The sequence below is a fragment of the Pseudomonas fluorescens genome (assembly GCF_902497775.2).
Taxonomy (GTDB): domain Bacteria; phylum Pseudomonadota; class Gammaproteobacteria; order Pseudomonadales; family Pseudomonadaceae; genus Aquipseudomonas; species Aquipseudomonas putida_F.
In genome coordinates, this window is record NZ_OZ024668.1 from 5,427,534 (window position 1) to 5,454,528 (window position 26,995).

21 protein-coding genes and 1 pseudogene are annotated in these 26,995 nt (G+C 62.2%); 8 read left to right on the top strand and 14 right to left on the bottom strand.

Annotated features, from left to right (window positions below):
- The first annotated feature begins 98 nt into the window (after nucleotides 1–98).
- Nucleotides 99–971 carry a pyridoxal kinase PdxY gene (pdxY, locus tag F8N82_RS24965; RefSeq protein ID WP_038997953.1) on the top strand — a complete coding sequence of 291 codons (873 nt, stop codon included), beginning with the start codon at nucleotides 99–101 and terminating at the stop codon, nucleotides 969–971.
- Here the strand turns inward: pdxY and F8N82_RS24970 are convergent.
- Nucleotides 968–1,453 (bottom strand): acyl-CoA thioesterase, encoded by a 486-nt coding sequence (locus tag F8N82_RS24970; RefSeq protein ID WP_010222782.1) that lies wholly within the window; start codon nucleotides 1,451–1,453, stop codon nucleotides 968–970. The two genes, pdxY and F8N82_RS24970, sit on opposite strands and share 4 nt — an antisense overlap.
- Nucleotides 1,454–1,777: 324 nt before the next feature.
- Here F8N82_RS24970 and F8N82_RS24975 point away from each other — a divergent pair, with 324 nt between their 5' ends.
- Nucleotides 1,778–3,538: a cation:proton antiporter gene (locus F8N82_RS24975; protein WP_038997954.1), complete on the top strand. Its 1,761-nt coding sequence runs from the start codon at nucleotides 1,778–1,780 to the stop codon at nucleotides 3,536–3,538.
- Nucleotides 3,539–3,672: 134 nt separating this feature from the next.
- On the opposite strand, the gene F8N82_RS24980 is transcribed toward F8N82_RS24975, so the two are convergent.
- The 3 genes from F8N82_RS24980 to uvrD all read right to left on the bottom strand — a co-directional run bounded on the left by F8N82_RS24980 (nucleotide 3,673) and on the right by uvrD (nucleotide 7,425).
- Nucleotides 3,673–4,080 carry an SMI1/KNR4 family protein gene (locus F8N82_RS24980; RefSeq protein WP_038616029.1) on the bottom strand — a complete coding sequence of 136 codons (408 nt, stop codon included), beginning with the start codon at nucleotides 4,078–4,080 and terminating at the stop codon, nucleotides 3,673–3,675.
- Nucleotides 4,081–4,192: 112 nt separating this feature from the next.
- Nucleotides 4,193–5,044 carry a Tim44 domain-containing protein gene (locus F8N82_RS24985; RefSeq protein WP_038997955.1) on the bottom strand — a complete coding sequence of 284 codons (852 nt, stop codon included), beginning with the start codon at nucleotides 5,042–5,044 and terminating at the stop codon, nucleotides 4,193–4,195.
- Nucleotides 5,045–5,241: 197 nt separating this feature from the next.
- The gene (gene uvrD, locus F8N82_RS24990; protein ID WP_038997956.1) at nucleotides 5,242–7,425 is read right to left on the bottom strand and encodes a DNA helicase II; all 2,184 of its coding nucleotides are present in this window, start codon (nucleotides 7,423–7,425) and stop codon (nucleotides 5,242–5,244) included.
- Between the two features lie 223 nt (nucleotides 7,426–7,648).
- On the opposite strand from uvrD, the gene F8N82_RS24995 reads away from it, so the two are divergent.
- Complete coding sequence (locus F8N82_RS24995; RefSeq protein ID WP_038997957.1) at nucleotides 7,649–10,519, top strand: EAL domain-containing protein; 2,871 nt, start codon at nucleotides 7,649–7,651, stop codon at nucleotides 10,517–10,519.
- Here F8N82_RS24995 and zwf read toward each other — a convergent pair.
- Complete coding sequence (gene zwf / locus F8N82_RS25000) at nucleotides 10,516–11,958, bottom strand: glucose-6-phosphate dehydrogenase (RefSeq protein ID WP_038999675.1); 1,443 nt, start codon at nucleotides 11,956–11,958, stop codon at nucleotides 10,516–10,518. The two genes, F8N82_RS24995 and zwf, sit on opposite strands and share 4 nt — an antisense overlap.
- 104 nt (nucleotides 11,959–12,062) lie before the next feature.
- On the opposite strand from zwf, the gene hexR reads away from it, so the two are divergent.
- Together hexR and F8N82_RS25010 are read left to right on the top strand one after the other, a co-directional pair.
- Nucleotides 12,063–12,929 carry a transcriptional regulator HexR gene (gene hexR, locus F8N82_RS25005; protein ID WP_010222789.1) on the top strand — a complete coding sequence of 289 codons (867 nt, stop codon included), beginning with the start codon at nucleotides 12,063–12,065 and terminating at the stop codon, nucleotides 12,927–12,929.
- A gap of 99 nt (nucleotides 12,930–13,028) precedes the next feature.
- The gene (locus F8N82_RS25010) at nucleotides 13,029–13,247 is read left to right on the top strand and encodes a PA3496 family putative envelope integrity protein (protein WP_026001293.1); all 219 of its coding nucleotides are present in this window, start codon (nucleotides 13,029–13,031) and stop codon (nucleotides 13,245–13,247) included.
- Here the strand turns inward: F8N82_RS25010 and F8N82_RS25015 are convergent.
- Nucleotides 13,189–14,136 (bottom strand): LysR family transcriptional regulator, encoded by a 948-nt coding sequence (locus tag F8N82_RS25015; RefSeq protein ID WP_162195917.1) that lies wholly within the window; start codon nucleotides 14,134–14,136, stop codon nucleotides 13,189–13,191. The two genes, F8N82_RS25010 and F8N82_RS25015, sit on opposite strands and share 59 nt — an antisense overlap.
- 203 nt (nucleotides 14,137–14,339) lie before the next feature.
- On the opposite strand from F8N82_RS25015, the gene F8N82_RS25020 reads away from it, so the two are divergent.
- Complete coding sequence (locus tag F8N82_RS25020) at nucleotides 14,340–15,755, top strand: acetyl-CoA carboxylase biotin carboxylase subunit (protein WP_038997960.1); 1,416 nt, start codon at nucleotides 14,340–14,342, stop codon at nucleotides 15,753–15,755.
- 10 nt (nucleotides 15,756–15,765) lie between these two features.
- Nucleotides 15,766–17,574, top strand: coding sequence for a sodium-extruding oxaloacetate decarboxylase subunit alpha (oadA, locus tag F8N82_RS25025; protein ID WP_038997961.1), 1,809 nt, complete (start codon nucleotides 15,766–15,768; stop codon nucleotides 17,572–17,574).
- 68 nt (nucleotides 17,575–17,642) lie between these two features.
- Here oadA and F8N82_RS25030 read toward each other — a convergent pair whose 3' ends face one another.
- From F8N82_RS25030 to F8N82_RS25040, 3 genes are read right to left on the bottom strand one after another with little or no spacing between them, the layout of a single operon-like run.
- Complete coding sequence (locus F8N82_RS25030) at nucleotides 17,643–18,308, bottom strand: GNAT family N-acetyltransferase (protein WP_038997962.1); 666 nt, start codon at nucleotides 18,306–18,308, stop codon at nucleotides 17,643–17,645.
- Nucleotides 18,309–18,325: 17 nt separating this feature from the next.
- The gene (locus tag F8N82_RS25035; RefSeq protein WP_038997963.1) at nucleotides 18,326–18,772 is read right to left on the bottom strand and encodes a GNAT family N-acetyltransferase; all 447 of its coding nucleotides are present in this window, start codon (nucleotides 18,770–18,772) and stop codon (nucleotides 18,326–18,328) included.
- 12 nt (nucleotides 18,773–18,784) lie between these two features.
- On the bottom strand, nucleotides 18,785–19,414 hold the full coding sequence (locus F8N82_RS25040; RefSeq protein WP_038997964.1) for an FMN-binding negative transcriptional regulator: 630 nt from the start codon (nucleotides 19,412–19,414) through the stop codon (nucleotides 18,785–18,787).
- Between the two features lie 90 nt (nucleotides 19,415–19,504).
- Here F8N82_RS25040 and F8N82_RS25045 point away from each other — a divergent pair, with 90 nt between their 5' ends.
- Nucleotides 19,505–21,034, top strand: coding sequence for a PLP-dependent aminotransferase family protein (locus tag F8N82_RS25045; protein WP_038997965.1), 1,530 nt, complete (start codon nucleotides 19,505–19,507; stop codon nucleotides 21,032–21,034).
- A 3-nt stretch (nucleotides 21,035–21,037) separates the two neighbouring features.
- Here the strand turns inward: F8N82_RS25045 and F8N82_RS25050 are convergent.
- The 5 genes and pseudogenes from F8N82_RS25050 to F8N82_RS25070 all read right to left on the bottom strand — a co-directional run bounded on the left by F8N82_RS25050 (nucleotide 21,038) and on the right by F8N82_RS25070 (nucleotide 26,838).
- Nucleotides 21,038–22,138: pseudogene (locus F8N82_RS25050) on the bottom strand (polyamine ABC transporter substrate-binding protein).
- The gene (locus tag F8N82_RS25055) at nucleotides 22,135–23,181 is read right to left on the bottom strand and encodes a histone deacetylase family protein (RefSeq protein WP_038997967.1); all 1,047 of its coding nucleotides are present in this window, start codon (nucleotides 23,179–23,181) and stop codon (nucleotides 22,135–22,137) included. Before F8N82_RS25055 ends, F8N82_RS25050 begins: the two are co-directional and overlap by 4 nt.
- Nucleotides 23,182–23,322: 141 nt before the next feature.
- Nucleotides 23,323–24,315 carry an AraC family transcriptional regulator gene (locus F8N82_RS25060; RefSeq protein WP_038997968.1) on the bottom strand — a complete coding sequence of 331 codons (993 nt, stop codon included), beginning with the start codon at nucleotides 24,313–24,315 and terminating at the stop codon, nucleotides 23,323–23,325.
- Nucleotides 24,316–24,375: 60 nt separating this feature from the next.
- Nucleotides 24,376–25,365, bottom strand: coding sequence for an asparaginase (locus tag F8N82_RS25065; protein WP_038997969.1), 990 nt, complete (start codon nucleotides 25,363–25,365; stop codon nucleotides 24,376–24,378).
- 63 nt (nucleotides 25,366–25,428) lie between these two features.
- Nucleotides 25,429–26,838 (bottom strand): alanine/glycine:cation symporter family protein, encoded by a 1,410-nt coding sequence (locus F8N82_RS25070; protein ID WP_038997970.1) that lies wholly within the window; start codon nucleotides 26,836–26,838, stop codon nucleotides 25,429–25,431.
- Nucleotides 26,839–26,995 lie beyond the last annotated feature (157 nt).

The following is a 26,995-nucleotide window of genomic DNA, read 5'->3' on the forward strand; positions in this document are numbered from 1 at the left end:
ATGCCCAGCTTAACTGCCTCCCCGGTCTGTCGTACAGGTGGCATTTAGCGCCATACTGCGCGCCTTGTTTATCATTCCTACGCTTTCGGAAGACCTGCATGAAACGTACTCCGCATCTGCTCGCCATCCAGTCCCACGTGGTTTTCGGCCATGCCGGCAATAGCGCCGCAGTGTTTCCCATGCAGCGGGTCGGGGTGAAGGTCTGGCCGCTCAATACCGTGCAGTTCTCCAACCATACTCAGTATGGCCAGTGGACCGGAGAAGTGCTTGCTCCAGCGCAAATACCTGCGTTGGTAGAAGGGATTGCGACGATCGGTGAGCTGGGCAATTGCGATGCGGTGTTGTCTGGCTACCTGGGCAGTGCCGAACAGGGGCGGGCGATCCTCAGCGGCGTGGCCCGGATCAAGGCGGCCAACCCGCGTGCCTTGTACCTGTGCGATCCGGTGATGGGCCATCCCGAGAAGGGTTGTATCGTCCCGGCCGAGGTCAGCGAGTTTCTAGTCGAAGAAGCGCTGACCAGCGCGGATGTGCTGTGCCCCAACCAGCTGGAGCTGGACAGCTTCTGCGGGCGCCGTGCCGAGTCGCTGCAAGACTGTGTCGATATGGCCCGCAGCCTGCTGGCACGGGGCCCGAAAGCGGTGCTGGTCAAGCACCTGGCTTATCCTGGGCGTGGCGCCGAAGACTTTGAAATGCTGCTGGTGACTGCCGAAGGCAACTGGCATATCCGCCGCCCGCTGCTGGCATTCGCTCGTCAGCCGGTAGGCGTTGGCGACCTGACTTCAGGCTTGTTCCTGGCGCGCTTGCTACTGGGCGATGACTGGGTGGCGGCGTTTGAATTCACCGCTGCGGCAGTACACGAAGTGCTGCTGGAAACCCAGGCCTGCGCCAGCTACGAGCTGGAGCTGGTGCGGGCCCAAGACCGCATCGTGCACCCGCGGCTGCGCTTTGCAGCGCAGCCTCTGGCCTGTTAAAGGGCGTCGCCCTTGAGCTCCTGGTAGCGCTTTTCCAGCTCCTGACGGATCAGGCGGCGCTGTTTGCCTTGCAGGAAACGGCGCTTTTCCTCGCTGGTTTCAGGCTGGCGCGGCGGCACCGCCACCGGCTTGCGGTCATCGTCGACGGCGACCATGGTGAAGAAGCAGCTATTGCTGTGGCGCACCGAGCGTTCGCGAATGTTTTCGGTGACCACCTTGATGCCGACTTCCATCGAGGTGTTGCCGGTGTAGTTGACCGAGGCGAGGAAGGTCACCAGCTCGCCGACATGCACCGGCTCGCGAAAGACCACCTGGTCGACCGACAGGGTCACCACATAACGACCGGCATAGCGGCTGGCGCAGGCATAGGCTACTTCGTCGAGGTATTTGAGCAGGGTGCCGCCGTGGACGTTGCCAGAAAAGTTGGCCATGTCCGGGGTCATCAGGACGGTCATCGACAGCTGGGCGTTTCCAGGTTCCATAGTGTGCTCACGGTAAGGTTGCGCTGAGGCGGGGTGGCGATTGCTATTCACGCTTCTTTCCCCCAATACGATTCCCATCTAAGTAGACGGGACGCTGACAGCGGCCTTGCCGTCACGCTGTTTGTGCCATTTACGGCGATGCTTTGGTCGATCTGTTTCTTCATATTGCACCGGCTATGAGCGACAAGCGGCGGTGTTAACCTGAGAAGGCCCATGCAAGGTGGGCTTCCTACATTTAAAACGCTATGTACCCGCAACTCAATCAGACAATTCATCTGGTGAGTTGCGGCTTGTCTCTGGATACCAGGTAAGGAGTCCCACGCCGTGCATGCCATCAGCTTTATTCAGGATTTGGCAGTGATCATGCTGGTTGCCGGGGTGGTCACTATCCTGTTCCACCGCTTCAAACAGCCGGTAGTGCTCGGCTACATCGTTGCCGGCTTTATCATCGGTCCGCACACCCCGCCGTTTGGACTTATTCACGACGAAGACACGATCAAGACACTGGCCGAGCTCGGGGTGATCTTCCTGATGTTCTGCCTGGGGCTTGAGTTCAGCCTGCGCAAACTGTTCAAGGTCGGGGCAACGGCGTTCATCGCCGCGTTCCTGGAAATCGTCCTGATGATCTGGATCGGCTTCGAGATCGGCCGCTGGTTTGGCTGGAACACCATGGATTCACTGTTCCTTGGTGCCATCCTGGCAATCTCCTCGACCACCATCATCGTCAAGGCACTCAACGACCTGAAGATGAAGAACGAGCGCTTTGCCCAGCTGATCTTTGGCGTGCTGATCGTCGAGGACATCCTTGGCATCGGCATCATTGCCTTGCTCTCGGGCATCGCCGTCAGTGGCACGGTGAGCTCCGGCGAAGTGTTCTCCACAGTTGGCAAACTGTCGCTGTTCATGATCGTCGCCCTGGTTATCGGCATTTTGCTGGTGCCGCGCCTGTTGGCTTACGTGGCCCGTTTCGAAAGCAACGAGATGCTGCTGATCACCGTTCTGGGCCTGTGTTTCGGCTTCTGCCTGCTGGTGGTCAAGCTTGAATACAGCATGGTCCTGGGCGCCTTCCTGATCGGCGCGATCATGGCCGAGTCGCGTCAATTGCTGAAGATCGAGCAACTCATCGAGCCGGTTCGCGACCTGTTCAGTGCCATCTTCTTTGTCGCCATCGGCTTGATGATCGACCCGTCGATCCTGGTCGAGTACGCCTGGCCGATCGTGGTCATCACCATTGCGGTGGTACTGGGCAAAATGCTGTCCTGCGGCATGGGCGCCTTTATCGCCGGTAACGATGGACGTACCTCGCTGCGGGTAGGGATGGGGCTTTCACAGATTGGCGAATTCTCTTTCATCATCGCGGCGCTGGGCATGACCCTGCAGGTCACCAGCGACTTCTTGTACCCGGTGGCGGTAGCCGTTTCGGCCATCACCACGCTGCTCACGCCATACCTGATTCGCGCCGCCGACCCCTTGTCGCTGAAGCTGGCCAAGGTCGTGCCGGGGCGCCTGTCGCGGGTGCTGTCGCTGTATGGCGAGTGGCTGCGCAGCATCCAGCCCCAGGGCGAAGGGGCCTTGCTGGCGTCGATGATCCGGCGGATTCTGCTGCAAGTGGGGGTGAACCTGGCGCTGGTGGTGGCAATCTTTTTCAGCGGGGGTTACTTCGCCGCGCGCATTGCTGACTACCTGAGCGAATGGATCACTGATGCGGGCCAGCAGAAGGCGTTGATCTGGGGGGCGGCGCTGATGCTGTCGTTGCCGTTCCTGATCGCCGCGTACCGCAAGCTCAAGGCACTGTCGATGCTGCTGGCGGAGATGGGGGTCAAGCCGGAGATGGCCGGGCGGCACACCCAGCGGGTCCGACGGGTGATTGCCGAGGTAATCCCACTGCTATCGCTGCTGGTGATTTTCCTGCTGCTGTCGGCGCTGTCGGCGAGCATTCTGCCCACCAGCGAGCTGCTGTTGCTGATTGTGGTGGTTGCGGCGGTGGTGGTGGCGGTGCTGTGGCGCTGGTTCATCCGTGTGCACACACGCATGCAGATCGCCTTGCTGGAGACCCTGGAAAACAACCAGGAGAACCACCACTGAGAGGCGCTTCCTGCGCGGGGCGGTTCGAATGTCCGAGGGGATGGAGCGGTAGCGAAGCGCCACGCGCAGGAAGGCGTGGCGATTCTACGAACATTAATAGCCAAGAGCCATTACTTTATGCGGCTATTTCTCATTCAGCTTTCCAGCCAGACGTCCCGCGCCCAGTGCCAAACCGATTCCCAGCTCTCTTCGGTAACGATCTCTTCTTCACCGGACCACAGCACCACGGTGCCGTCTTCTTCTACGCAGTAGTAGTCGTCGCCGTCCTGGCAGATCGGGATCAGGTCGCGCGGCACGCCGGCGTCCCAGGCATTGGCCGCCACTTCCGGCAAGTAGGTATGCGATTGCGGGTCGGTGACGGTGACTGGCTCCAGACTGCCGTAAACCACGTCGCTGACCGTCAGCAGAAATTCCTTGAAGACGAACGGAATGTTGATGAACAACTCTTCTTCGATTTCGACCAGTTGGTCTTCGTCCGGCAACTCCAGCGGCACCGGTACCGGTTCATTGGCTTCTCGGAGCTGTTCGATGACTTCTTCCACGGTTCTATCCTCTAACCTTTACGACACGCTGCGCGTTATACCCTAGTAGCCCGCTGCGCTAAAAGCAAAACCCCGGGACAAGCCCGGGGTTTTTTTGTGCAATGCCTCAAGATCAGCCGTTCTGACGGATCCCGGCGACCAGCCAAGGCTGGTTTTCGCCCGGTGCGCGTTCCATGTTCCAGCTTTCGCTGAACGGTTCGCCCTGGTCGAAGCGCGAGGTCTTCGACACACCGCTGAAGGTCAGAGTAGCGATGGTCTTGTCGGCGCGATCGTCGACGCCTTCGAGCTGCACGTTCAGGTCGTCGATGTAGGTGGACTGGAAGGCATCACCCAGGTCAGCACGCTCCTGCTTGAGGAACTGCAGCATCTGCGGCGTGACGAACTCGGCGATCTTGTCCATTTCGTTGGCGTCCCAGTGCTGCTGCAGCGACTGGAAGTGGTTGCGCGCAGCGGCCAGGAAGCTTTGCTCGTTGAACCAGGCCGGCGCGTTGATCACCGGACGGGCGGCGGCAGGTGCAGCCGAACCACCGAAGATCGACGGCTGGGCAGCTGGCTGGTGCGCTTCACGCTGGAATGGCGCGTGACCGGCGGCGGCCATTTGTGGCTGCTGCTTGCGGCGACGGGCAGCAATGAAGCGGAACACCAGGAAGGCGATCAGCGCCATGATCAGGATGTCGAAGATCTGCATGCCCTGGAAGCCGTCGCCCATGAACATGGAGGCCAGCAGGCCACCGGCGGCGAGGCCGGCCAGAGGGCCGAGCCAGCGCGAAGCACCGCTGGCGGCGGCAGGTGCACGACCTGGCGCGGTTGGCGAGGCAGCCGGAGTCGCCGGGGCCGCCTGACGGGTCTGGTGGGTCGGTGCGGCGCCCGAGCTCTTGCCGCCGCCGAAGCGTTTGGCGTTAGCGTCGAGACTCATCGTCAGGCCGATGCACAGCGCCAAAGCGATGCTAAGAAAACGTTGCATAGAAGGGTATTCCCGTTTTGTGGATTGCACGCGCGTCATGGTGCACAGGTTGTAGGACACATGACCAGCGCCATAATGTTTCCAGCTTTTGCCTGAATTGTCTGTATACGCTGTAGGAGCGGGCTTGCCCCGCGATCTGCTGCTTGGAAGTCACAGTGCATCGCGGGGTAAGCCCGCTCCTACAGGATTTCTCTGCGTTACAGCGCTTCGAGCTTGGCGTAACCCAGCATCAGCCACTTGCTGCCTTCGGCGAAGTTGACCTGGACCCGGGCCTGGGCACCGGAACCCTCGAAGTTGAGGATCACGCCTTCGCCGAATACCGCATGCTGCACCCGCTGACCGAGGTTGAAGGCGGTCTGCGGGATGTTGGCGTTGGCGAACAGGCTGCTCGAGTTTTGCTGCTGGCCCGAGCCGAACGGGCGGCTGACGCTGTTGGACAAGCGCACTTCCTGCACCAGACCAGCCGGAATCTCGCGTACGAAGCGCGAGACCTTGTTGTAGGTCTCGCTGCCATACAGCCTGCGGGTTTCGGCGTAGGTCATCACCAGCTGTTGCATGGCGCGGGTGATACCAACATAGGCCAGGCGGCGTTCTTCTTCCAGACGGCCGGGTTCTTCCAGGCTCATCTTGTGCGGGAACAGGCCTTCTTCCATGCCGACCAGGAACACATGGGGGAACTCCAGGCCCTTGGCGCTGTGCAAGGTCATCAGCTGGATGCTGTCTTCGTGCTCGTCGGCCTGAGCGTCGCCGGCCTCCAGCGAGGCGTGGCCGAGGAAGGCGGCCAATGGCGACAGTTCGGCGTCTTCTTCGCTGTTTTCGAAGTTGCGCGCGGCGCTGACCAGTTCCTCAAGGTTTTCTACCCGGGCCTGGCCCTTTTCGCCTTTTTCTTCCTGGTGATAGACGATCAGCCCGGACTGTTCGATAACCGTCTGGGTCATCAGGTGCAGGGGCATCTCCAGGACCTTGGCGGTGAGGTTCTCGATCATTTCCATGAACGCGCCCAAGGCACTGGCGGCGCGGCCTTTGAGCGCCTTGTTGGCGATCAGCAGGCTCATCGATTCCCACATCGAGACCTGGGCGTGGCGCGCGTGCTCGCGAATCGCTTCGACGGTTTTCTCGCCGATGCCGCGCGGCGGCACGTTGATTACCCGCTCAAGGGCGGCGTCGTTGCCACGGCCTTCGAGCAGGCGCAGGTAGGCCATGGCGTTCTTGATTTCAGCGCGTTCGAAGAAGCGCTGGCCGCCATAGATGCGGTAAGGAATACGTTCGCGCAGCAGCGCCTCTTCAAGCACCCGCGATTGGGCGTTGGAGCGGTAAAGAATGGCAATGTCGCTGCGCGCCAGGCCGGTCTTGATCGCGCTTTCGATGCTCTCGACCACGTAACGGGCTTCGTCGTGTTCGTTGAAGGCGGCGTACAGGCTCAGCGGTTCGCCTTCGCCACCGTCGGTCCACAGCTCTTTGCCCAGGCGCCCGCTGTTGTTGGCAATCAGGGCGTTGGCCGCTTTGAGGATACCGGCGGTAGAGCGGTAGTTCTGCTCCAGGCGGATCAGCTCGGCGTCGGGGAAGTCGGCGGTGTACTGGTGGATGTTCTCGATCTTGGCGCCGCGCCAGCCGTAAATCGACTGGTCGTCGTCGCCGACCACCATCAGGCTGTCACCGCCCTTGGCCAGCAGCCGCAGCCAGGCGTACTGCACGGCGTTGGTATCCTGGAATTCGTCGACCAGTACATGGCGGAAGCGCCGCTGGTAGTGTTCGAGCAGGCCCGGGTGGTCACGCCACAGGTCGAGGGCGCGCAGCAGCAGCTCGGAGAAGTCGATGACGCCGGCGCGCTGGCAGGCTGCCTCGTAGGCTTCATAGATGCTGCGCATGGTGCCCAGGAACAGGTCGCCACTGGCCTGAATGTGTTGCGGACGCAGGCCTTCGTCTTTCTGGCCATTGATGAACCATTGCGCCTGGCGCGCCGGCCAGCGCTGTTCATCCAGACCCAGCTCGCGGATTACCCGCTTGACCAGGCGCTGCTGGTCGTCGCTGTCGAGGATCTGGAAGTTCTGGTTCAGCCCGGCCTCTTGCCAGTGCGCGCGCAACAAGCGGTGCGCCAGGCCGTGGAAGGTGCCTACCCACATACCGGCCGGGTTGATGCCCATCAGCTGTTCGATACGCTGGCGCATCTCGGCAGCGGCCTTGTTGGTGAAGGTCACCGACAGGATCGAGTGCGGCGAGGCCTGCACCACCTGGATCAACCAGGCGATGCGGTGCACCAGCACACGGGTCTTGCCGGAGCCGGCACCGGCCAGGACCAACTGACGACCGACCGGCGCAGCTACAGCCTGGCGTTGGGCGTCGTTGAGAGAGTTCAACAGGAGAGAGAGATCATCGCGCATCCGGCCATTTTAGGGGCGCAGGCGACCCTTGGGCAAATATACAGTAGAAAAACTTGCCGCTGACGACCGGCCGGTCACCGCCTGCAGCCCAAGGCCTGCGTGCTTGAGCGCCTGCCGTCGGGAAACGCGATGAAATAATTATGATCCAGAGCAGTTTGGCCCAGGGGCTTGCTTGTGTATGCTCCGTGCACGTTTAAGGCTAACCATTACAAGAACACTGCCTATGACACTCGGTTCCGACTCCATGAGCGCCCCTTCCGAAGCGCGCCGGAGTATTCGCAAACACTTCGCCACCCAACTGGCTGTCGAGCGCACCCGCCTGCTGTACCAAGGCTCGTTGCTGCCGACCCTGTTCATGCTGCTCAACGGTCTGGTCTGTGCCTGGTTGCTGTGGAGCCCGGCGCGCTACCTGTTGGTCAGTATCTGGGTCGTCTGGCTGATGGCCCTGGTGGCGCTGCGGGTGATTCAGGTCGCCGCTTTCGATGCCGCGATGCCCGATCGACAGGCCCAGCCTTCCTGGTGGCGAATGTTCCTGCTCGGTTCGGCCTTCAGTGGCCTGACCCTGGCCAGTGCGGCGATAGCCCTGGTGCCTGTGGACAACTTCGTGCAGCAGGCCTGGGTGTTTGGCCTGCTGGGGGCGGCGACGCTATCGGCCAGTGTTGCCTATGCCGTCAGCCTGCCGGCCTTCCTCAGTTTTACCTTGCCCTGCCTGCTGCCACCGATTGCCTTTCTATTCTGGAATGGCGACGAACAACAGCGCGGCTGGGGCTGGCTTGGGCTGATTCTATTGATCGCCTTGTCAGTGGTGGCGTGGCAGGTCAACCGGTTGATCGAGCGGGGGCTGTTGCGGCGCTTTCAGAATCAGGAGTTGATCGAGCACCTGCAAGCTGCGCAAAGTCGCAGCGAACGGCTTAACCAGGCATTGGCCGAGGAGGTCGGGCAGCGTCGGTTGATCGAGGAGCAGCTGCGTGAGGCGCAAGTGGGGCTTGAGTCGCGCGTTGCCCAGCGCAGCCAGGAGCTCGATGTCGCCAACCAGGCCCTGAGCAAGAGCGAACAGCGCCTGGCCCTGGCGCTTGAGGCCAGCGAACTGGGGCTGTGGGACTGGAACCTGGAAACCGACGAGATCCACCACACCCAATTGCGTGAGTTGTTTGGCCTGGAGCCTGACCAGGTCCAGGAAATGCTCGCGCACTTGAAACCTCGCCTGCATCCTGATGACGTGCCGTTGCTCAAACGCACGCTGGTAGAGCACCTCAAGGGCCGTAGCGAGGATTACCGTATCGACTACCGAGTGCGTCATCGCCAGGGCCATTGGTGCTGGATCGAAGACCGTGGCCGGGCGGTGGAGCGCGATGCCAGCGGGCGGGTGTTGCGCATGCTCGGCACCCGCCGGGACATCAGCGCGCAAAAAGCCCAGGAAGAACAACAGCGCCTGGCTGCCACGGTATTCGAAGCGGCCAGCGAAGGGATCGTGATTCTCGACCCTGAATATGTGTTGCTGGCGGTGAACCAGGCCTTCTGCCGGGTGACCGGCTACAGCCGCGAAGAACTGCTGCAGGGCCGCTTGCTGGAACTGCCATGCAGCCGGGATGCACGCCGGCATTCCCAGGCCATCGAACTGGCGCTGGAGCAGCAGGGCAGTTGGCAGGGCGAGCTGGTCGAGGCGCGCAAGAATGGTGAGCTTTATCCGCAGTGGTTGCAGCTCAACGGCGTGCGCGATGCCCGCGGCAACCTGACCAGCATCGTCGGCTTCTTCACCGATCTGTCGGCGCGTCGCGAGTCCGAGGAGCGTCTGCGCTACCTGGCTCATTATGACGAGCTGACGGGGCTGGCCAACCGCGCTCTGTTCCGCCTGCGTCTGCATGATGCCGGCGAGCGCTTGCGCCAGAGCGGGCGTGGGCTGGCCTTGCTGCATATCGACCTGGACCGCTTCAAGCTGCTCAACGACAGCCTTGGCCACGAAGTGGCCGACCATTTGCTCAAGCAGATGGCCCAGCGCATCAGTAACGCGATGCCCGAGGCCGACACGGTGGCGCGGCTTTCCGGTGACGAGTTTGCTGTGCTGTTCGATGCCTATAGCAACCTCTCGAGCCTGGTGCGGGTAGCCAGTCGCCTGCTCGACAAGCTGCGCGTGCCACTGCGGGTCGAAGGTCACGAACTGGTGATCAGCGCTTCGGTGGGCATCAGCCTGCTGGCCGACACCTCGCGGGATGTCACGGTGCTGGTCAGCCAGGCCAATACCGCCATGCAGCATGCCAAGCACCTGGGGGGCGATAATTTCCAGTTCTACACCGAAAGCCTGCAGGCCAGTACCCTGCAGCGCCTGCAGTTGGAGAACCACCTGCGCAAGGCCATCGAAGAGCGGCAACTGCAGGTCTATTACCAGCCCAAGTTGTGCCTGGCCACTGGCCGTCTGCATGCTGCCGAGGCGTTGGTGCGCTGGCAGCATCCGCAGTGGGGCATGGTGCCGCCGTCGGACTTTATCGGCCTGGCCGAAGAAACCGGGCTGATTGCGCCGATGGGCGAATTCGTCCTGCGCCAGGCTTGCTGGCAGGCCTGTGAGTGGCAGCGCATGGGGCTTGCGCCGATCCGCGTGTCGGTGAACCTGTCGGTTTATCAGTTGCGTCAGGGCAAGCTGGTCAGCCTGGTGCGTCAGGTACTGGATGAAAGCGGCCTGGCCCCGCATCTGCTGGAGCTTGAGCTGACCGAGAGCCAGTTGCTCGACAGCGTCGAACACATCATTGCCACCTTCCGCCAGTTGCACGAGCTGGGGGTGAAGCTGGCGATCGACGATTTTGGCACCGGTTATTCATCGCTCAGCTACCTCAAGCGCTTCCCGGTGGATTACGTGAAGATCGATCAGGCCTTTATCCGTGGCCTGAGCGAGGGTAGCGAGGACGCGGCCATCACCCGAGCGATCATTGCCATGGCCCAGAGCCTGGACCTGCAGGTGGTGGCCGAGGGCGTCGAAACCCATGAGCAGCTGGATTTCCTGCGCAAGCAAGGCTGCAATGAAGTGCAGGGCTACCTGATCAGCCGGCCGGTGCCGGCGCAGGAGCTGGCCGGCTTACTGGCCAGCCGCTACAGCTTCTAAAGGTGCCAGGCGCGGCCCTGGTGGGCCAGCAGGCTGTGGGCCTGGTCCGGGCCGTTGCTGCCGGCGTGATAGGGCCGCGGTGCCTGGAAGTGCTCTTGCCAGCCGGTGAGGATCGGGTCGATCCAGGCCCAGGCCGCTTCGACCTCGTCGCGGCGCATGAACAGCGTCGAGTCGCCTTCGAGCACATCCAGCAATAGCCGCTCATAGGCATCCCAGCGGCGAGTCTGGCCGAATACCTGGGCCAGGTTGAGGTTCAGTTCCACCGGCTCCAGGCGCATGCCTTTGCCGGGGGTCTTGGTCATCATTTGCAGGCTGATGCGTTCATCGGGTTGGAGCTGAATCAGCAGCTGATTGGCCTGATCACCTTCGAACAGGCGATGGGGCACTGGCTTGAACTGGATGACGATCTGCGACGAGCGCTTGGCCAGGCGTTTGCCGGTACGCAAGTAGAAGGGCACGCCGGCCCAGCGCCAGTTGTTGATATGCGCTTCTACGGCGACGAAGGTCTCGGTATCGCTGTCGTTGTCGACATCTTTCTCGAAGTAGTAGGCCGGCACTTCCTGGCCGCCGATCTTGCCGGCGCTGTACTGGCCGCGCACGGTCTTGTCCTGCACGTCCTGGCCAGTGATCGGTTGCAGGGCCTTGAGGATCTTCACCTTCTCGTCGCGCACCGCTTCGGCCTCGAATTGCGCTGGCGGCTCCATGGCCACCAGGCAGAGCAACTGCAACAGGTGGTTCTGCAGCATGTCGCGAGTGGCGCCGGCACGGTCGTAGTAGGCGCCGCGATTCTCTACACCGAGGGTTTCACAGACGCTGATCTGTACATGGTCGACCTGGTTGTTGCGCCACACGGGCTCAAGCAGGGCATTGGCAAAGCGCAGGGCCATGAGGTTCTGCACTGTTTCCTTGCCCAGGTAGTGATCGATACGAAACACCTGCGACTCGGCGAAAACGGCGCCGAAGGCCTCGTTGATTGCCGTGGCCGATTCCAGCGAATGGCCAATGGGTTTTTCCAGCACGATGCGTGCGTCGTGGTCGGCGAGTCCGGCGGTTTTCAGGTGGTTGGCAATCGGCACGAACAGGTTCGGTGCGGTGGCCAGGTAGTAAATCCGGGTCAGGCCGCCGGCTTCCCCGAGAAACCGCGCCAGGCGGACGAAATCGGCGCTTTGCGAAGCGTCCATGGGGAAGTAGTCCAGGCGCGCCGAGAAGCGCGCCCAGACATCCTCGTCAAAGTCGGCACGGGCAATCTGCGCCCGGCAACGGCGTTCGGTGAGCTTGAGGAATTCGTTGCGTGGCAGATTGCTGCGGGCCAGGGCGATGATGCGCACGGCGGGGTGCAGACGAGCCTCGCGATACAGGTGGTAGAGCGCCGGAAGCAGTTTGTGCAGGGCCAGATCACCGGTGCCGCCGAACACCATGATGTCGCAAGGGATAGTCAATACCACCACTCTCCTAGTTCGTTTAGCTGGGCGGGTCGCCGGTCATGTAGTATAACTACAAGAAAGCTACAACCCGGTCAGTCGATCATAACCGAGTCCTGCCCTTGAATCTGTTGCAACACATCGCCCAGTCGCGCCATCTGCTACGCAAATCGGAACTCAAGGTTGCCGATCACGTGCTGCTTGATCCAGCGGCCGTCATGCATAGCTCCATGGCCGACCTTGCCCACAGCGTCGGCATCAGCGAGCCGACCATCGTGCGTTTCTGCCGTGCGATCGGTTGTTCCGGCTTCCAGGATCTCAAGCTCAAGCTGGCCCAGAGCCTGGCGGCGGGTGCGAGTTTCGGCCAGTTCGCCATTCATGAAGACGACTCGGTTGCCGACTACAGCCTGAAGATCTTCGACACCACCCTGCATACCCTGATGGAAGTGCGCGAGCACCTCGACCCACAGGCCTTGCAGCGGGCGGTAACCGCCATGGCCCAGGCCCAGCGCGTCGAGTTCTACGGTTTTGGTGCCTCCGGCGCGGTAGCGGCCGATGCCCAGCACAAGTTCTTCCGCCTGTTGCTGACCGCAGCGGCGTACTCCGACCCGCACATGCAGGCAATGTCGGCGGTCACCCTCAAGCCTGGCGACGTTGCCATCTGCATTTCCCAGTCGGGGCGCTCCAAAGACCTGCTGATCACCGCCAACCTGGTGCGTGAAAGCGGCGCCACGCTGATCACCCTGTGTCCGAGCCAGACGCCGTTGGCAGAGCTGTCGACCGTCAACCTGGCCATCGATGTGCACGAAGACACCGAGATCTACACCCCGCTGACCTCGCGCATCGCTCACCTGGTGGTGATCGACGTGCTGGCCATGGGCGTGGCCATGGCCCGCGGCCCGAGCCTGGTCAACCACCTCAAGAGCGTCAAGCGCAGCTTGCGCAGCCTGCGCCTGTCGCCCAAGTCGATCAAGGCGATGGACGACTGAGCGACCCGGCAGGTTCATTGATTTGTCATTGGTACGCCGCCAAACCGTAATGCTGCGACGTCAGTCTGAAGCTCCCGCACTCGATAAGGGAGATATGCAATGGCTCGTGAATTCGATGGCTCGTACCAACCCAACGCCAAATCCCGCAAGCAGCAGGAAAAAGACCAGCGCCGCATGGAGTTTCGCCGCGCGATCGAAAGCTATTCCGAGCAGCGCCGCCTGCTGCAGGAAATCACCGACTACGCCGACTTGCAGACCCTCAGCGTGTGGCAGGTATCGGCGGCAGAATCCCCGAGAAACGCTCAACAAGCCCGCTGATCTGTGCACGTTCGCTGCGAATGAACGCTAAAAAGGCCAGGGCCACCGGTGACTGCCGTTTGGCCTTGGACTGCACCACGCACCAACTGCGGTACAGGGGTAGCTCTTCAACCGGCAATTCTCGCAGCACGCCAGTGGCCAGTTCCAGGTTCAACGCGTGGCGGGTCAGCAGGGCGATGCCCAGGCCGGCAATCACGCACTCGCGCTGGGCATCGGCGGAAGCCACCTCCAGCGTCTGGGTGAAGTGCACACGCTTCTCCTTGAAGTATTCTTCGCAGGCCTTGCGCGTGCCCGAGCCCTGTTCGCGGACCAGCAAGGTATGCGGTTCCAGATCCTGCAGGCGCAGGCTGTCGAGCTTGCACAGCGGGTGATCGGGCGGTGCCACTGCGACAATCGGATTGTTGAGGAACGGCAAGAACTCCAAGCCCATGTCCTGAGGCACCATGGACATGATGATCAGGTCGTCGCGGTTGTCCGAGAGGCGACGGATGGCCTGGGCCCGGTTGACCACGGTGAGGGTAAGATTGACTTCGGGGTGCAGGCGTTTGAAGGCGGCGAACAGGTGCGGGACGAAGTACTTGGCGCTGGATTCGACCGCCAGCTTCAGTTGCCCTTGAAGCGAGCCCTGCATGTCCGAGAGCTGCATGTCGAGGCTCTCCAGGCGCCCGAAGATATCGCGGCTGGCGCGTTGCAGCGCTTCGGCGGCTTCGGTCAGGTAGAGCTTTTTGCCGACGTACTCGAACAGCGGTTGGCCGACCAGTTCTTCGAGCTGGCGGATCTGTAGACTAACGGCGGGTTGCGTCAGGTTCATCTCCTCGGCCGCCCGGCTGTAGGAACGCAAGTCACAGACCTCATTGAAGATCTGCAGTTGACGCAATGTCATACGCATCAATGACTTACGCATTTGTCTCAAACCCCGGAAAAACCTTGTAACAGCACTATAAGCTTTTGCTTATGCACACCCTAATAAATATTGATTTTTGTTTATCCAGAGACAGCGCTAGGGTAAAGATGCGACTGACCAGCGACGATTGGTCACGCGCCGACCGGCATTGCCGGCTCGTTTGTTCTAGCGGCCTTGGGAATACTCCAGTGATAAAAAAGATCCTGATCGCCAACCGCGGTGAAATTGCTGTCCGAATCGTGCGCGCCTGTGCCGAGATGGGCATCCGTTCCGTGGCGATCTACTCCGACGCCGACCGCCATGCCTTGCACGTCAAACGTGCCGATGAGGCCCACAGCATTGGTGCCGAGCCCCTGGCCGGCTACCTGAACCCGCGCAAGCTGGTGAACCTGGCTGTGGAAACCGGTTGTGATGCGCTGCATCCCGGTTATGGTTTTCTGTCTGAGAACGCTGAACTTGCGGACATCTGCACCGAACGCGGTATCAAATTCATCGGCCCGTCGGCCGAAGTCATTCGTCGCATGGGCGACAAGACCGAAGCCCGCCGCAGCATGATCAAGGCCGGTGTACCGGTCACCCCGGGCACCGAAGGCAACGTCGCCGACATCCACGAAGCCCTGCTTGAAGGCGACCGCATCGGTTATCCGGTGATGCTCAAGGCCACCTCCGGCGGCGGCGGCCGTGGCATTCGTCGCTGCAACAGCCGTGAAGAGCTGGAACAAGCTTTCCCACGGGTGATTTCCGAAGCGACCAAGGCTTTTGGCTCGGCGCAAGTGTTCCTGGAAAAATGCATCGTCAACCCGAAACACATCGAGGCGCAAATCCTCGGCGACAGCTTCGGCAATGTCGTACACCTGTTCGAGCGCGACTGCTCGATCCAGCGGCGTAACCAGAAGCTCATCGAAATCGCCCCGAGCCCGCAACTGACCCCCGAACAGCGCGCCTATATCGGCGACCTGTCGGTGCGCGCAGCCAAGGCCGTGGGTTACGAGAACGCCGGCACCGTGGAGTTCCTGCTCGCCGATGGCGAGGTGTACTTCATGGAGATGAACACCCGGGTGCAGGTGGAACACACCATCACCGAAGAAATCACAGGCATCGATATCGTCCGCGAGCAGATCCGCATTGCCTCCGGCCTGCCGCTGTCGGTCAAGCAGGAAGACATCCAGCACCGCGGCTTTGCCTTGCAGTTCCGGATCAACGCCGAAGACCCGAAGAACAACTTCCTGCCCAGCTTCGGCAAGATCACCCGCTACTACGCGCCCGGCGGCCCGGGTGTGCGCACCGACACGGCAATCTATACCGGCTACACCATTCCACCGTTCTACGATTCGATGTGCCTGAAACTGGTGGTCTGGGCGCTGACCTGGGAAGAAGCCATGGACCGCGGCCTGCGGGCCCTGGACGACATGCGTGTGCAAGGGGTGAAGACCACTGCCGCCTATTACCAGGAAATCCTGCGCAATCCGGAATTTCGCAGCGGTCAGTTCAATACCAGCTTCGTTGAAAGCCATCCGGAACTGACCAACTACTCGATCAAGCGCAAACCCGAAGAGCTGGCCCTGGCCATCGCCGCCGCCATCGCCGCCCACGCAGGCCTGTGAGGAACCCATAATGTCCAAGAAAATCTTTGTAACCGACACAATCCTGCGCGACGCCCACCAGTCCCTGCTGGCCACCCGCATGCGTACCGACGACATGCTGCCGATCTGCGACAAGCTCGACAAGGTCGGCTACTGGTCGCTGGAAGTCTGGGGCGGCGCTACCTTCGACGCCTGCGTGCGCTTCCTCAAGGAGGACCCGTGGGAGCGCCTGCGCAAACTGCGCGCGGCACTGCCCAACACCCGCCTGCAGATGCTCCTGCGCGGGCAGAACCTGCTCGGCTACCGCCACTACAGCGATGATGTGGTCAAAGCCTTCGTCGCCAAAGCGGCGGTCAACGGTATCGACGTGTTCCGCATCTTCGACGCCATGAACGATGTGCGTAACCTGCGCGTGGCCATCGAAGCGGTCAAGGCTGCCGGCAAACATGCCCAGGGCACCATCGCCTACACCACCAGCCCCGTGCACACCATCGAAGCCTTCGTCGCCCAGGCCAAGCAGATGGAAGCCATGGGTTGCGACTCGGTGGCAATCAAGGACATGGCTGGCCTGCTGACTCCATACGCTACCGGCGAGCTGGTCAAGGCACTGAAGGCCGAGCAGTCGCTGCCGGTGTTCGTCCATTCCCATGACACCGCCGGCCTGGCTGCCATGTGCCAGCTCAAGGCGATCGAGAACGGCGCCGATCATATCGACACAGCGATCTCCAGCTTCGCCTGGGGCACCAGCCACCCAGGCACCGAGTCGATGGTCGCCGCCCTCAAGGGCAGCGAATTCGACACCGGCCTGAGCCTGGAGCTGCTGCAAGAGATCGGCCTGTACTTCTATGCCGTGCGCAAGAAGTACCACCAGTTCGAAAGTGAATTCACCGCCGTCGACACCCGCGTGCAAGTCAACCAGGTACCGGGCGGGATGATTTCCAACCTGGCCAACCAGCTCAAGGAGCAGGGCGCGCTCAACCGCATGAACGAAGTGCTGGCGGAAATTCCACGGGTCCGCGAAGACCTCGGCTTCCCGCCACTGGTGACCCCGACCTCGCAGATCGTCGGCACCCAGGCGTTCTTCAACGTACTCGCCGGCGAGCGCTACAAGACCATCACCAACGAGGTGAAGCTGTACCTGCAAGGCGGCTACGGCAAGGCCCCGGGTGTGGTCGACGAAAAACTGCGGCGTCAGGCCATCGGCAGCGAAGAGGTCATCGACGTTCGCCCGGCCGACTTGCTCAAGCCGGAAATGGCCAAGTTGCGCAATGACATTGGCGCTTTGGCCAAGTCGGAAGAAGACGTGCTGACCTACGCCATGTTCCCGGACATCGGGCGCAAGTTCCTCGAAGAGCGTGAGGCCGGCACCCTGACCCCTGAAGTGCTGCTGCCTATTCCCGAGGCTGGCGCCGTGGCTTCGGCCGGTGGCGAAGGCGTGCCGACCGAGTTCGTCATCGACGTGCACGGCGAGACCTACCGGGTGGATATCACCGGCGTTGGCGTCAAGGCTGAAGGCAAGCGCCACTTCTACCTGTCCATCGACGGCATGCCGGAAGAAGTGGTGTTCGAGCCGCTCAACGAGTTCGTCGGCGGCGGCAGCAGCAAACGCAAGCAGGCCAGTGCTCCGGGCCATGTCAGCACCACCATGCCCGGCAACATCGTCGATGTGCTGGTCAAGGAAGGCGACATGGTCAAGGCCGGCCAGCCAGTGCTGATCACCGAGGCAATGAAGATGGAGACCGAAGTGCAGGCGGCGATTGCCGGCAAGGTCACCGCCATTCATGTGGCCAAGGGCGACCGGGTCAACCCGGGCGAGATCCTGATCGAGATCGAGGGCTGATGTTCAGGCCCTCATCTACACGCGGTTAACCTCTGGGGGGCGTATGCTCCCCTTTTTTTTGCACGCACCTACCGACACGCTTGCAGTGTTCGCACCTGCCCTTCAGGGCGTTGGTTATCTTCCGCCAACCAGCGCTCAAACCCCGCCGCAATCGCCGGCCATTCATCATCGGTAATCGAGAACCACGCTGTGTCGCGGTTACGGTCCTTGATCACCATATGCTTGCGAAACACCCCTTCGAAGGTGAAGCCAAAGCGCAGTGCAGCGCGCTTGGAGCGGGCGTTGTCGTTGTTGCACTTCCATTCCAGGCGGCGGTTACCCAGTTCGAACGCCAGCTTGCCGAGCAGGTACACGGCCTCGGTGCCCTTTGGGGTGCGCTGCATGGCGGCGCCAAAGGCGATGTGGCCAATCTCGATGCGGCCCTGGTCGGGCACGATCGACATCAGGCTGAGGATGCCTTGGGTCTGGCCGCTGGCCAGGTCGATCACGCTGTAGAACAGCGGATCGCTGCTGGCGGCGTTGATGTCGAGCCAGTGATCGAAGTCTTCCCGCTCACTGAACGGACCATAGGCCAGGTAATCCCACAGTTTGCCGTCGGCCTGGGGACCCTGGAGCACTTCCCAGAGGTCTTCGGTGTCGCGCTTGGGGTCGAGTTTTTCCAGGCGCACGAAGCGCCCGGTCAAGGTTGCAGGTTGCGGGCGCTTGGCCGGATGCCAGTGCAATGGACTGCTCATGGGGTGGCTCCTCTGGCTTACAGCGGTTTGCGGAACTGAATGAAGCCGGGCCGCTCGGCGACCTGTTCGTACAGGCTGATGGCCGTGGCATTGGTTTCGTGGGTCAGCCAGTGCACCTTGGCGCAACCTGCCACCTTTGCCGTAGCGTAGACGTATTCGATCAACTGGCGGCCGATACCCAGGCCACGTTGCTCACTTTGCACGTACAGGTCCTGCAGGTAGCAGGAGTTCTCGATGCTCCAGTTGGAGCGGTGGTAGATCCAGTGGACCATGCCCAGCGCCTTGCCGTCGACCCAGGCCAGGGCGGCGTTGGTCGGCTCGGCCGGGTCGAGCATGCGTTCCCAGGCCACGGCGCTGACCTCGTAGGCAATACGGGTTTCGTAGAAGCGCTGATACGCCTGCCACAACGGCAGCCAGGCACTGTGATCATCGCTAGTGACGGGGCGGATGGTTACGTGAGGCATCGATGTGTTCCTTCAAGGTTGGCCCATGAGGGCGGCCAGTTGGTTGTCCAGAGGGTCGCTGCTGTTGGCCAGGCCGGTGCGCACGCCTTCGATGTCGATGGTCGAACGGTTCTGGCTGAGTTTGCGTGTGCCTTGCAGGCGCTCGATGGGCAGGGCGAAGCCGACGATCGCCTTGAGCATGCCGGCCATGTAGTCGGCCGGGGCCTCATCCACCGACCAGGGTTTGGCCTGGCTTTGTTCATGCTGATCACTCAGGCGCCGGACGATAGCCAGCAGGCGCTCGGCATCATGGAAAACCTCGGCCTTGCCCCAGGCGTGCACGGCCACATAATTCCAGGTCGGAACCGTGCGCGGGTCGTCGACCTTGCTGGGGTAGTAGCCGGCGCTGACATAAGCATCCGGCCCGGCAAACACCACCAGTGCCTCGGCGTCGTTGCTCAACGCCTGCCACTGCTTGTTGGCGCGGGCGAAGTGGCCGTAAAGGGTGCCGTTGCTGCCCTGGCGGCGATCCAGCAGCAGGGGCAGGTGGCTGGCTTGCAAACCCTGTTCGCCGTGGGTGACCAGTACGGCCAGGCGCGTTTGCTCGATCTGCTGATGCAGGTGCTCGAGGTCGGTTTCCTTGTAGCTCGAAGGTGTGAACATGTGGATTGTCCTTGGCGAATGGCTCAATCCTAGGCAGGCTATTGGACTAAGGTAAGAGCCATTTCCAGCTAATTTAATAGGTCCATTATCATGAGCGAGCGTCCCTTCACTTTGCCGTTCGACCCGACGGGCATCGTTCTTGATCGCCGCCAGGGACTCAGCCGCCAGCTTTACCAGGCCCTGCGCATGCGGGTGCTGGACGGCCGCCTGAGCAGTGGCACGCGCCTGCCGGCCAGCCGCGACATGGCTGCGGTGCTGGCGCTTTCACGCAACAGCGTGGTACGTGCCTATGACCAGTTGTACGCCGAAGGCTATATCGAAAGCCGGGTCGGCGATGGCACCTATGTCAGCCAGCTGCCAAAACTATCCACAAAAGTATCCACAGGGTTATCCCTGGGTTTTTCCACAGGGTTATCCACAAAATCGGTGGAAAATACTGAGGATTCATCCAGTAAAGTTATCCACAGAACGCCTCTAAGTCGCCTGGAAAACCACCATTTACCGCCGCCGAAAAGCGGTCCGCCGCGGGCATTCCGCGTCGGTTTACCGGCGTTCGACCTGTTCCCGTTCGACGTCTGGGCCAAGCTGCAGGCGGGTTTCTGGCGCAATCCTGATCCGACGGCGCTGGGTTACGGCGACCCGGCCGGCGAGCCACAACTTCGCGAACTGATTGCGACCTATTTGCGCCTGTCTCGTGGGCTTTCCTGCATGGCTGAACAAATTGTGATCACCAGCGGCGCACAGCAAGCCATCAGCCTTTGTGCACAGCTGCTGCTGGAGCCCGGCGAAGTAGTGGCTGTGGAAAACCCCGGTTACCGGGCTGCCGGCAACGCCTTCGCGCTGACCGGGGCAAAGGTGCAAGGGGTGGCGGTGGATCACGAAGGCCTGGACTGCACAGCGCTCAATGCCGTGGAACATTGCCGCCTCAGCTACGTGACGCCGTCGCACCAGTACCCCACCGGCGTCACCATGAGCCTGGCCCGGCGCCTGCAACTGCTGGCCTGGGCCGAGCGCAAGGACGGCTGGATCATCGAGGACGACTATGACGGCGAGTACCGCTACAGCGGTGACCCGCTCGCGCCTCTGGCGGCGCTGGATCGTAGCGGGCGGGTGCTGTATGTCGGCACCTTCGGCAAGATCGCCTTTCCGGCGCTGCGCCTGGGCTACCTGGTGTTGCCCAAGCAACTGGTGCAGGCCTTTTCCCGCTGTCGGGCGCTGGCCGTACGGCATTCGGAGGTGGGCACCCAGGCGGTAATGGCGCAGTTCATGGCCCAGGGGCATTTCCAGCGGCATATCCGGCGCATGCGCCGAGCCGCCTTGAATCGACGCAATGCGTTGAAAGCGGGCTGGCCCACGGACGTTGCAGGTGTCGGGCCGATGCCTGAGGTAGCGGCCGGATTGCATGTGAAAGTCGACGTCGACAGCTATGCCCGCGAGCAGGATTTGATCGCTCGCGCTGAAGCGGTGGGCGTTGAGCTCAATGCCCTGAGCGATTACTGGTTGCCAGACTCGACGGTCCCTGTGGATAAGCGCGCCGGCCTGGTGCTGGGCTTCGCCGCTGTGGACGAAGCCGCCACTGCCGACGCCCTGGCCCGCTTGCGGCGGGCCTGGCGCCAGTGAGGGTCAGGTGCCGGCCTTGATCTTGGTCCAGGCGCGGGTGCGCGCCCGCTCGGCATCCCGCGGCAGTGGCTGCAGGGTGTAGAGCTTGGCCATGGCTTCTTCGGTCGGGTAAAGGTTGGGGTTGTTGCGAATCGCCGGCGCAACCCGTTCGGTGGCGTCCTTGTTCGGGTTCGGGTAACCGACAAAGTCGCTGATGGGGGCGATCACCTTGGGCTGCAGCAGGTAGTTGATGAAGGTGTAGGCATCTTCCGGGTTGGCGGCACCTTTGGGGATAGCCAGCATGTCGAACCAGATCGGCGCACCTTCCTTGGGTAGGCGCATGTCGACGACCACGCCGTTTTTCGCCTCGGTGGCGCGGTTGGCCGCCTGGGAGAAGCTGCCCGAGTAGCCGACCGCCACGCAGATGTCGCCATTGGCGATATCGGCCATGTATTTGGAGGAGTGGAAGTAGGTGACGTGCGGGCGGATCTTCAGCAGCAGCTCTTCAGCCTTTTTGTAGTCCGCCGGTTTCGTGCTGTTCGGTGGCAAGCCGAGGTACTGCAGGGCCAGCGGCTAGATCTCCGACGGCGAGTCGAGCAAGGCCACGCCGCACTGCTTGAGCTTGGCGATGTTCTCCTCCTTGAAGATCAGGTCCCAGCTGTCCACCGGGGCATTGTCGCCCAGCGCCGCCTTGACCTTGGCCGGGTTGAAGCCGATCAGCACGGTGCCGTACATGTAGGGCACGGCGAACTTGTTGCCGGGGTCGTTGGCCTCGATCAGCTTCATCAGTTTCGGGTCCAGGTGCTGCCAGTTCGGCAGCTTGCTGCGGTCCAGCGGCTGGAACACCCCGGCTTCGATCTGCTTGGCCAGGAACACGTTGGACGGCACCACCACGTCGTAGCCGGAGTTGCCGGTCAGTAGCTTGGCTTCCAGCGCTTCGTTGGTGTCGAAGATGTCGTAGATGAGTTTTACCTGGCTGTCTTTCTGGAAGTCCACCAGGGTTTGCGGGGTGATGTAGTCGAACCAGTTGTAGACCCGCAGGGTGCGTTGTTCGGCAGCTTCCAGGCTACCGGCGAGCAGGGTGCTGCAGAGCAGGGGGGCGAGCAGGCGCTTGAGTCGGGTCATGCTTGAGCTTCCTGTTGGGCGCGTTCGAAACCTTCGAGTACGTTCACCGCGTTGGTGCCGATTTCCTCGACCGCATAACCTCCTTCCATGACGAACAGCGTCGGCTTGCCGAGCCGGGCAATGCGTTCGCCCATCTTCAGGTAGTCGGGGCTGTCGAGCTTGAACTGGGAAATCGGGTCGTCCTTGAAAGTGTCGACCCCCAGGGAAATCACCAGCACGTCCGGGCCATAGGCGGCGATGCGTTCACAGGCTTCATCCAGGGCCTTGCTCCAGGTCGGCCAGTCACTGCCAGCCGGTAGCGGGTAGTTGACGTTGTAGCCCAGGCCTTCACCTTCGCCTTGCTCGTCGGCATAGCCGAGGAAAAACGGGAACTCGGCCTGCGGATCACCATGAATCGAGGCGAAGAACACATCGCTGCGTTGGTAGAAGATTTCCTGGGTACCGTTGCCGTGGTGATAGTCGACATCGAGGATCGCTACCTTGCGTCGGCCCTGGTCGAGGAATGCCTGGGCGGCGATGGCGGCGTTGTTGAGGTAGCAGTAGCCGCCCATGACGTCGCTGGCGGCGTGGTGTCCCGGTGGCCGGCAGAGGGCGAAGGCGCTATGGGCGCCGGTCTGGATCGCAGCCTGGGCGGTGAGGGCCACTTGCGCGGCGCTGTAAGCGGCTTGCCAGGTGCCTGCGGTGATTGGTGCGCCGGCGTCGAAGCTGTAGTAACCGAGCTCGCCATGCAGGCCGGTGGGTTTGACGCTGCGCAAGGTGCGCGCCGGCCAGGTGAAGGGCAGCAGGTCGCCTTCATGGCCCAGTTGGGTCCAGCGTTGCCAGGCGCCTTCGAAGAAGTTCAGGTAATCGGCGCTGTGCACGCGCAGCAAGGGCGCGCGGCCGAAATCGGCAGGGCCTTTGATTGCTCCCAGCTCGCGGGTTTTTACTCGCTCCAGAACATGGTCGGCGCGCGAGGGCATTTCGAAGCAGGGCATCAGTTGCCCGTCGATCAGCTCGCAGCGGCCGTGGTGCAGGCGGTGGTCATCGGAATAGATCGTCAGCATTTTGTTGTTCTCCGGGTCACTGGCGTCGCTCCATTGTTGGTGGCGCGGGCCCGGTGCAGAACGACGGAAACGGCCAAAAGGGGATCGATATGGCCAACCTGGTTGTCCGGATTTCGCCCCCTGGCGGAGCAACCGCCGTGTTCAGGCGCGAAAGTGACTCGGCGCAACCCCGCTCCAACGCATGAAGGCGTGGCGAAAACTGGCGGTTTCACTGAAGCCGAGCAGTTCGGCGATGCGGTAAATGGGCAACTGGTCTTCAGCCAACAGCTGCTTGGCGCGTTCGAAGCGCAATTCATCGAGCAGCTGTTGATAACTGCTGCCCAGTTCCTGCAAATGCCGGCGCAAGGTGCGCGACGAGCAGTTCATCTGCCGCGCCAGGCCTTCCAGGCCGGGGGCCGCATCGAGTTGGTCCAGTAGCAGTTGGCGGATTCGGCCGAGCCAGGCCTGGCGGCCGGTGAACTCCAGGTTAAGCCGCCGGCAGCGCTCGCTCATGGCCCGGTGGGTAATCTGGTCGGCCAGCGGCAGAGGATGGTCCAGCCATGAACGGGCGAAGGCGAAGGCATTGTCCGCAGCGTCGAAGCGCAACGGGCAGGCGAAACTTTCGCCATAAAGCGCATGGTAATCCGGAGTCGGGTGGGCGAAGCGTGCAGCCAGCAACGGCAGCGGTTGGCCGAGCAGGTCGTCGCAGATGACTTTCAGCGAGGTCAGGCAGAACTCGGCATTGAATGCCGCCAGTTGAGGTTCTTCGCGATAATCGCTGGCGCTGAACCATACCCGCTCGCCGTCGTCGACCAGGCGCAGCTGGAAAAGTGTTCCCAGTAGCGCCGGGTACTGCATCGCCAGGCGCAAAGCGTCACCTAAGGTGGCACTGGAGAGCAGGGCGTAACCCAGCATGCCGTAGCAGGAAACATGCATGCGCCGGCCTAGCTCCAGGCCCACCTCGCGGCGCTGGGCCACGGCATTGGCACACACCAGCATCTCTTGGCGGGTGGTGATGCGTGAGTCGGCGCGGCCCAGGTCTGCCGGGCTGATACCGCTGCCCGCAAGCAGCACTTGATCGCCGGGGCCCTGGCCTTGAAAGGCTTGTAGAACCAGGGACACGGCGTTGAGGGTGGTGAGGTGTGAATGGAGCATGCTCGGCTTCTTTCGGCAGGTTGGCCGAACAAGTCGAGCAATTTGTATGCCTTGAGCCGCTTACCGCAACTCCCCGCAAAGATCCTGCTCGACCAGGCGCCGTACTTCGGCAACTGGCAAGCCACTGCCCAGCAGCAACTGCAACTTGCCGAACAGCGCTTCACGGGTCATGCCGCCGCCCGACAGCACGCCGACCTGACGCAGCCGACTGCCAGCCTCGTAGACATCCAGCTCGACCCCGCCTTCATGGCACTGGGTGATGGCGACCACAACGATGTCACGTGCCTGAGCTTCGGCCAGGGCGGCGAGAAAGTCGGGGTTGTCGGACGGGCCGGTGCCACTGCCAAAGCATTCGAGAATCAAGCCCTGTACACCGCTGGCAAGCGCAGCCTGCAACAGGGGTGCGCCAAACCCCGGTACCAGCGGCAGCACTGCGATGTTGGCAAGCTGTTTCGGCTGGCGATAGTCGAGCGCCGCAGGCACGGGCTGTGTTGCGCCAGCGCCTGAAAAGCGCTTGAGGGTAACGAACGGGTGCCGGCCAAAGCTGCGTACCTTGGCGGTACGGTGCGGGGCCAGCAGTTCACCGTGAAAGTACAGTTGCACACCCGGCGTGACGCCTGCGGCCAGGGCTTGTAGTGCTTCGGTGAGGTTTTCCCAGGCATCGCTGTCGGCCACGCCGGCCGGCAGCATGGAGCCGGTGAACAGCACCGGGGCCTGCAAGCCAAGCAACTGGAAGCTCATGGCCGCGGCGCTGTAGGCCAGGGTGTCGGTGCCGTGCAAGACCAGTACGGCATCGCCGCCTGCGTCGACCGCCTCGATGATCGCCGCACGCAAGCGCTGCCAGTACTGCGGGGTCATGTTGGCGCTATCGATCAGCGGCAGCAGTTCACGGAACTGCCAGGAGGGAATGTCGGCCTGGCCGGCGAGTTGTTCGCGCATCCGTTGCTCGAAGCCCGAGGCCGGGGCCAGGCCGTTGGCGCTGGCTTGCATGCCGATGGTGCCGCCGGTGTACAGCACCATGATGTTGCGGGCCGGTTGCGCAGTTGCCATACGCCTGTCTCCGTGGTCGGCTTGGGATAAGCCGACCACAGTACGCCATCAGTCGGCTGGCTGTCAGCGCTTGGCGTCTTCGACCTTGGCTGGCCAGGCTTTGGTGTCGAGGTCCAGGTCGGCGAACTTGGCCGAATCGAACACCGGCGTTTTTATCCCGGCGGCGCGCTGGTCGTCGTAGTCGCGCAGTACGCGCATGGCCACCTTGAACAGCAGGGCCAGGGCGATCAGGTTGACGAAGGCCAGGCACGTCATGGTGATGTCGGCGAACGCGAACACCGTGCCCAGGTTTTGCACCGCGCCCCAGAAGATCAGCAGCAACACCAGTGCGCGGTAACCGATCAGGGCCTTGCGGTTGTCGCCGACCAGAAAGCGCAGGTTGCTCTCGCCCAGGTAATAGTTGTAGAGGATCGAGGTGAACACGAACAGCGCCAGGGCAACGCTGATGAAGATTCGCCCCCAGTCACCGACCACCGCTGCCAGCGAGTTCTGGGTCAGGGCGATGCCGTCACCTTCGAAGCCCGGGGTATAGAAGCCCGAAAGCAGGATCAGCAAGGCGGTGCAGGTGCAGATGATGAAGGTGTCGAGGAACACCGAAAACGCCTGGACCACGCCCTGGGCAATCGGATGGTCGACTTCGGCTACGGCGGCGACGTTGGGCGCGCTGCCAAGACCGGCTTCGTTGGCGAACACGCCGCGTTTGACGCCCATGATGATGGCGCTGCCGACCAGGCCACCGAAGGCCTGGTCCAGGCCGAACGCGCTCTTGACGATGGTCATCAGCATGTCCGGTACCTGGTCGAACTGCAGCACGATCACGTACAGGGTCACGGCGATGTAGGCCAGGGTCTTGACCGGCACCAGCAGGTCGGCGACAGCGGCGATGCGCTTGATGCCGCCGATGAACACCAGGCCCAGCAGCACGGCCAGGGCGATGCCGGTGTAGGTGGTGTCGAACTGGAAGGCGTTGTTCAGCGAGTGAGTCACGGCGTGGGCTTGCAGGCCGTTGAAGGCGAAGCCGAAGGTCACCAGCAGCAGGAAGGCCATGACCATGCCCAGCCAGCGTTTGCCCAGGCCGTGTTCGATGTAGTACGACGGGCCGCCGCGGTACTGGCCTTCGCTGTCGCAACGCTTGTACAGCTGGCCAAGGGTGCATTCGATGAAGCTGCTGGACATGCCGACCAGCGCGGTCACCCACATCCAGAACACCGCACCGGGGCCGCCGAGGGTCACGGCGATGCCGACCCCGGCAATGTTGCCGGCACCGACGCGCCCGGCCAGGCTGAGCATCAGCGCCTGGAACGAGCTGAGCTGTTCGCTGCTGCTGCGCAGGCTGTCGCGAAACACCGCGAACATGTGGGTGAAGTAACGCAACTGAACGAAACGCGAGCGGATCGTGAAGTAACTGCCCAGACCGACAATGAGCACGATCAGTACCTTGCCCGAGAGGAAGTCGTTGATGACTTCAAGCATGGAGTGTTCCTCGCTTTTGATGACTTTTACTGCGTGTAGCGCCAGGGGGCTGGCACGCAAGAGGGCGGGCACTATACCGATGCGAGCGCCGCGCGTCTGCCTTGGCGTGGCGGATATGCCATCTGAAGGGGCATAAAAAAAGGGCCCGGGGAATGAT